Below are 5914 nucleotides of genomic sequence, written 5' to 3'. Positions count from 1 at the left end.
AACGCCGCCCTGATTAGGGGCGGCGTTTAGGATTGGTTTATTGGTAAGAGGGATACATGTTTCAGAGGGCTTTTTAGGTTTGGCAGTGACCTACTCTCCCACACCTTAAGGTGCAGTACCATCGGCGCTACAGTGCTTAACTGCCGGGTTCGGGATGGGACCGGGTGTTTCACTTGCGCTATGACCACCAAACCGAAAAAGTCCTCTGTTTTCGCGCTATTGCCTTTCGGCAGGTTGCGCGTTTTTTGCCGCCGCGTGGCGGTGTCCAAGTCAAGTTCACTGAAGTTGGTGTATGCTTTTGATCCCTGTAAAGTCTTTCTTTTACTGGATCAAATCAAGCCTATCGGACAATTAGTACCGGTCAACTGAACACATTGCTGTGCTTACATCTCCGGCCTATCGACGTGGTGGTCTACCACGGTCCTCAGGGATACCTTGTTTTGAGGGGGGCTTCCCGCTTAGATGCCTTCAGCGGTTATCCTGTCCGTTCATAGCTACCCAGCACTGCCGTTGGCACGACAACTGGTCCACCAGTGGAACGTTCACCCCGGTCCTCTCGTACTAGGGGCAACTCCTCTCAAGTATCCTACACCCACGGAAGATAGGGACCGAACTGTCTCACGACGTTCTAAACCCAGCTCACGTACCTCTTTAAATGGCGAACAGCCATACCCTTGGGACCTGCTCCAGCCCCAGGATGAGATGAGCCGACATCGAGGTGCCAAACACTGCCGTCGATATGGACTCTTGGGCAGTATCAGCCTGTTATCCCCAGCGTACCTTTTATCCGTTGAGCGATGGCCCTCCCACTTGGGACCACCGGATCACTATGACCGACTTTCGTCTCTGCTCGACTTGTCAGTCTTGCAGTCAGGCTGGCTTCTGCCATTGCACTCAACGAGCGATTTCCGACCGCTCTGAGCCAACCTTCGCGCGCCTCCGTTACACTTTAGGAGGCGACCGCCCCAGTCAAACTACCCACCACGCAGGGTCCCGGACCCGGATAACGGGCCGCGGTTAGACATCAAGAGTAAGAAGGGTGGTATCTCAAGGGAGGCTCCACGGAAACTGGCGTTCCCGCTTCGAAGCCTACCACCTATCCTGCACATCTCAATCCTGATGCCAGTGCGAAGCTATAGTAAAGGTGCATGGGGTCTTTCCGTCTAACCGCGGGTAGTCTGCATCTTGACAGACAATTCAATTTCGCTGAGTCGATGTTGGAGACAGCGGGGAGGTCGTTACGCCATTCGTGCAGGTCGGAACTTACCCGACAAGGAATTTCGCTACCTTAGGACCGTTATAGTTACGGCCGCCGTTTACCTGGGCTTCAATTCAGAGCTTGCACCCCTCCTTTTAACCTTCAGGCACCGGGCAGGCGTCAGACTGTATACGTCGTCTTACGACTTCGCACAGCCCTGTGTTTTAAGTAAACAGTCGCCACCCCCTGGTTTGTGTCCCCAGCTCCAAGTTGCCTTGGAACCGGGCCTCCTTCTCGCGAACTTACGGAGGTATTTTGCCGAGTTCCTTCAACATCGTTCTCTCAAGCGCCTTGGTATTCTCTACCAGTCCACCTGTGTCGGTTTAGGGTACGATCTAGCGGAGGGCTATTTCCAGGGACCACTCAGCAGCCCAGTCAATCCGATAAGACTGAACTACACCTGCGATCCGTCACATCCTCCTGGCCCAGGAATATTAACCTGGTTCCCATCGTCTACGCCTGTCGGCCTCGACTTAGGGGTCGGCTTACCCTGCTCAGATTAGCTTTAAGCAGGAACCCTTGGACTTTCGGCGAGAGTGTCTCTCACACTCTTTGTCGCTACTCATGTCATCATTCTCGCTAGTGATCTCTCCACGGGATCCCTCACAGGCCCGCTTCACAGAAAGCTCCGCGTCTCCAATCCGGGCGAACCCGGTAAGGAGACATGGAACTATGTCACACTACGCTCTGCTACCATGCACTATGTGCATCCTAAGCTTCGGCTCATGGCTTGAGCCCCGTTACATCTTCGCCGCAGGATATCTTGATTAGACCAGTGAGCTGTTACGCTATCTTTAAAGGATGGCTGCTTCTAAGCCAACCTCCTGGTTGTTTTGGACGTCCCACCTGCTTTCCCACTTAGCCATGAATTGGGGGCCTTAGCTGTAGGTCAGGGTTGTTTCCCTCTTCACAATGGACGTTAGCATCCACTGTGTGTCTGCCGTCTAGTACTCCTCGGTATTCGGAGTTTGGTTAGGATCAGTAAGTCTGTGGGACCCCATTACCCATCCAGTGCTCTACCCCCGAGGGTATTCGGACGACGCTCTACCTAAATAGATTTCGCAGAGAACCAGCTATCTCCGAGTTTGATTAGCCTTTCACCCCTAGCCACAACTCATCCCGACCTTTTTCAACAGGTGTGGGTTCGGACCTCCAGTAAGTGTTACCTTACCTTCATCCTGGTCATGGCTAGATCACTCGGTTTCGGGTCTGATCCATCTAACTCATTCGCCCTATTAAGACTCGCTTTCGCTGCGCCTACACCTAACGGCTTAAGCTTGCTAGATAGACCAAGTCGATGACCCATTATACAAAAGGTACGCCGTCACCTCGCAAGGAGGCTCCGACTGCTTGTAGGCGTTCGGTTTCAGGTACTGTTTCACTCCCCTCGTCGGGGTGCTTTTCACCTTTCCCTCACGGTACTGGTTCGCTATCGGTCAGTAAGGAGTACTTAGCCTTCGGAGGTGGTCCTCCGATCTTCAGACAGGATTTCACGTGTCCCGCCCTACTTAATACGTTCCATCGAGCTTCCCATACGGGACTGTCACCCGCTATGGTCGATCTTTCCAGATCGTTCTGGTCACTCTCAGGACTCGGCTGGTCCCCGTTCGCTCGCCGCTACTAGGAGAGTCTCTATTGATGTCCTTTCCTCCGGGTACTTAGATGTTTCAGTTCCCCGGGTTCGCCTTTATAACCCTATGTATTCAGGTCATAAATACCTGGTTGACCGCATTATTAGCCGCCCTTGCGGGCCGTAATAACACAGTATCAGGTGGGTTGCCCCATTCGGAAATTCATGGATCAAAGCCTATTCTCGGCTCCCCATGACTTATCGCAGAGTATCACGTCCTTCATCGCCTCTTACTGCCAAGGCATTCACCAAACGCCCTTTTCGCGCTTGATTTGATCCAGAAAAAGACAGACTTGCATCTGACGATGGAGCGGAAGCTGGTAAACAACCTCTCCTGTTTCCCTGGACCAAAAGCATACTACCCGAACCCGATCCATGCTGACCGGGCTCGATTGGTTAGTGTACTTGACTTGGACAACACCGTCGTTTCGATCCGGCAGACGCATGGACAGGCGAGGAAGCACCCGTGTCATACGCTCGCATCGGCCTTGCGGCCTTTGCTCCGAACCGAGGCAATCCCGTCACTCCGGGACACCAACGGTGTCGTTATGTATCTCTCTTTACGATGTTAAGTGCGTTCCCGAAGGAAACTGTCATCCGATTGGATGAGCAAGGACTGCGGCCAGTCCTTGCTGATCAAATCGAACCGCGAAGTGGTGGAGCCTAGGAGGATCGAACTCCTGACCTCCTGAATGCAAATCAGGCGCTCTCCCAGCTGAGCTAAGGCCCCATTTTGCTCCGCAAAATGGACCTTTGTGCGGGTAAGCGGCTTTCGAAGAAAGCTGCGGCCGCACGCGGCACCATTTCAGGGAAACAAGGTTGAAGTCGCATCAGCCAGGGGGCAAACACACCTGCCGTGCGCGCCGCAGATTGCCCTGCAATCCGCTTTCCGCGCCTGTCTTGTTTGCACAGCAAACAAGACATGGTGGGTCGAGGAGGACTTGAACCTCCGACCTCACGCTTATCAGGCGTGCGCTCTAACCACCTGAGCTACCGACCCATACGGGCGGTGGCCCGTGTTCCGTTCTGAAGAGATATGAGGACGGCCTGGTCCGGATGTGGTCAGCTTTGATTGCTGACCGTGCTAAGTGTTTCACGACTTTGGTGCGCTACCGCTTCGCTACTTGAGCGCATCGGCGTTGCAACCAGAAGTATCTAGAAACATCCTTAGAAAGGAGGTGATCCAGCCGCAGGTTCCCCTACGGCTACCTTGTTACGACTTCACCCCAGTCGCTGAGCTTACCGTGGTTGGCTGCCTCCTGCGAACAGGTTGGCGCACCACCTTCGGGTAAACCCAACTCCCATGGTGTGACGGGCGGTGTGTACAAGGCCCGGGAACGTATTCACCGCGTCATGCTGTTACGCGATTACTAGCGATTCCGACTTCATGGGGTCGAGTTGCAGACCCCAATCCGAACTGAGACAGCTTTTTGGGATTAACCCATTGTCACTGCCATTGTAGCACGTGTGTAGCCCAACCCGTAAGGGCCATGAGGACTTGACGTCATCCACACCTTCCTCCCGCTTATCACGGGCAGTTTCTTTAGAGTGCCCAACTGAATGCTGGCAACTAAAGATGTGGGTTGCGCTCGTTGCCGGACTTAACCGAACATCTCACGACACGAGCTGACGACAGCCATGCAGCACCTGTCACCCGGTCTCTTACGAGAAAGCTGAATCTCTCCAGCGGTCCGGGGATGTCAAGGGTTGGTAAGGTTCTGCGCGTTGCTTCGAATTAAACCACATGCTCCACCGCTTGTGCGGGCCCCCGTCAATTCCTTTGAGTTTTAATCTTGCGACCGTACTCCCCAGGCGGAATGCTTAATCCGTTAGGTGTGTCACCGAGCAGTATACTACCCGACGACTGGCATTCATCGTTTACGGTGTGGACTACCAGGGTATCTAATCCTGTTTGCTCCCCACACTTTCGCACCTCAGCGTCAGTATCGAGCCAGTGAGCCGCCTTCGCCACTGGTGTTCCTCCGAATATCTACGAATTTCACCTCTACACTCGGAATTCCACTCACCTCTCTCGAACTCAAGACCAGGAGTTTTGGAGGCAGTTCCAGGGTTGAGCCCTGGGATTTCACCCCCAACTTTCTGATCCGCCTACGTGCGCTTTACGCCCAGTAATTCCGAACAACGCTAACCCCCTCCGTATTACCGCGGCTGCTGGCACGGAGTTAGCCGGGGTTTCTTTACCAGATACTGTCATTATCATCTCTGGCGAAAGAGCTTTACGACCCTAAGGCCTTCATCACTCACGCGGCATGGCTAGATCAGGCTTGCGCCCATTGTCTAAGATTCCCCACTGCTGCCTCCCGTAGGAGTCTGGGCCGTGTCTCAGTCCCAGTGTTGCTGATCATCCTCTAAAACCAGCTAAAGATCGTAGGCTTGGTAGGCCATTACCCCACCAACTACCTAATCTTACGCGGGCCGATCTCTCTCCGATAAATCTTTCCCCCAAAGGGCGTATACGGTATTAAACCCAGTTTCCCGGGACTATTCCGTAGAGAGAGGCACGTTCCCACGCGTTACTAACCCGTCCGCCGCTAAGACCGAAGTCTTCGCTCGACTTGCATGTGTTAAGCCTGCCGCCAGCGTTCGTTCTGAGCCAGGATCAAACTCTCAAGTTGAAAAGCTGTTTCCAGCTTGTCCTTGACGTTCGAACCTCTGCACATCTCCACCAGGAGGCTAATCCTGATGGAAGTCTCTGTTTGTCTGTGCTTCGGGTTTCCAAAGAAACCGAAAGCCGTCCAAACAGTGAAGCTGACACCTCATCATCGGCCGAAGCCTAGAGGCGCGATATACAGACGTTGATCCATCGAAATGAACCAAACCGCCCACATATCTCTTCAGATATTATCCATGTCAAAGAGCGTAGCGACAAATTCAACAGGATGCGCCCTAACTTGTTCGGCGCGCCCCGCCTGTATTACCGCTGTTTTTCGTCCCGCCAGAACCGCCCGTCCGTCTCCGTCCGAACCGTCCCGCGCCCCGCCGCCGCATCTCTGCGCCGCCGGTGA

General features: G+C 53.9%; 2 tRNA genes and 3 rRNA genes. All 5 read right to left on the bottom strand.

Annotation, left to right across the window (positions count from 1 at the left end):
• Positions 1–77: 77 nt before the first annotated feature.
• Positions 78–192 (bottom strand): 5S ribosomal RNA (gene rrf / locus ACFO5X_RS26190).
• Positions 193–330: 138 nt separating this feature from the next.
• Positions 331–3161, bottom strand: a 23S ribosomal RNA gene (locus tag ACFO5X_RS26185).
• Positions 3162–3542: 381 nt separating this feature from the next.
• Positions 3543–3618, bottom strand: a tRNA-Ala gene (locus ACFO5X_RS26180).
• 193 nt (positions 3619–3811) lie between these two features.
• Positions 3812–3888: transfer RNA gene (locus ACFO5X_RS26175), tRNA-Ile, on the bottom strand.
• A 171-nt stretch (positions 3889–4059) separates the two neighbouring features.
• A 16S ribosomal RNA gene (locus ACFO5X_RS26170) occupies positions 4060–5524 on the bottom strand.
• Together the 16S, 23S and 5S rRNA genes with 2 tRNA genes alongside form the textbook arrangement of a ribosomal RNA operon.
• Between the last annotated feature and the right edge of the window lie 390 nt (positions 5525–5914).

Origin of the sequence: Seohaeicola nanhaiensis (genome assembly GCF_042654245.1) — a bacterium.
Taxonomy (GTDB): Bacteria; Pseudomonadota; Alphaproteobacteria; order Rhodobacterales; family Rhodobacteraceae; genus Seohaeicola_A; species Seohaeicola_A nanhaiensis.
This window is presented reverse-complemented; position numbering and strand designations above follow the sequence as displayed.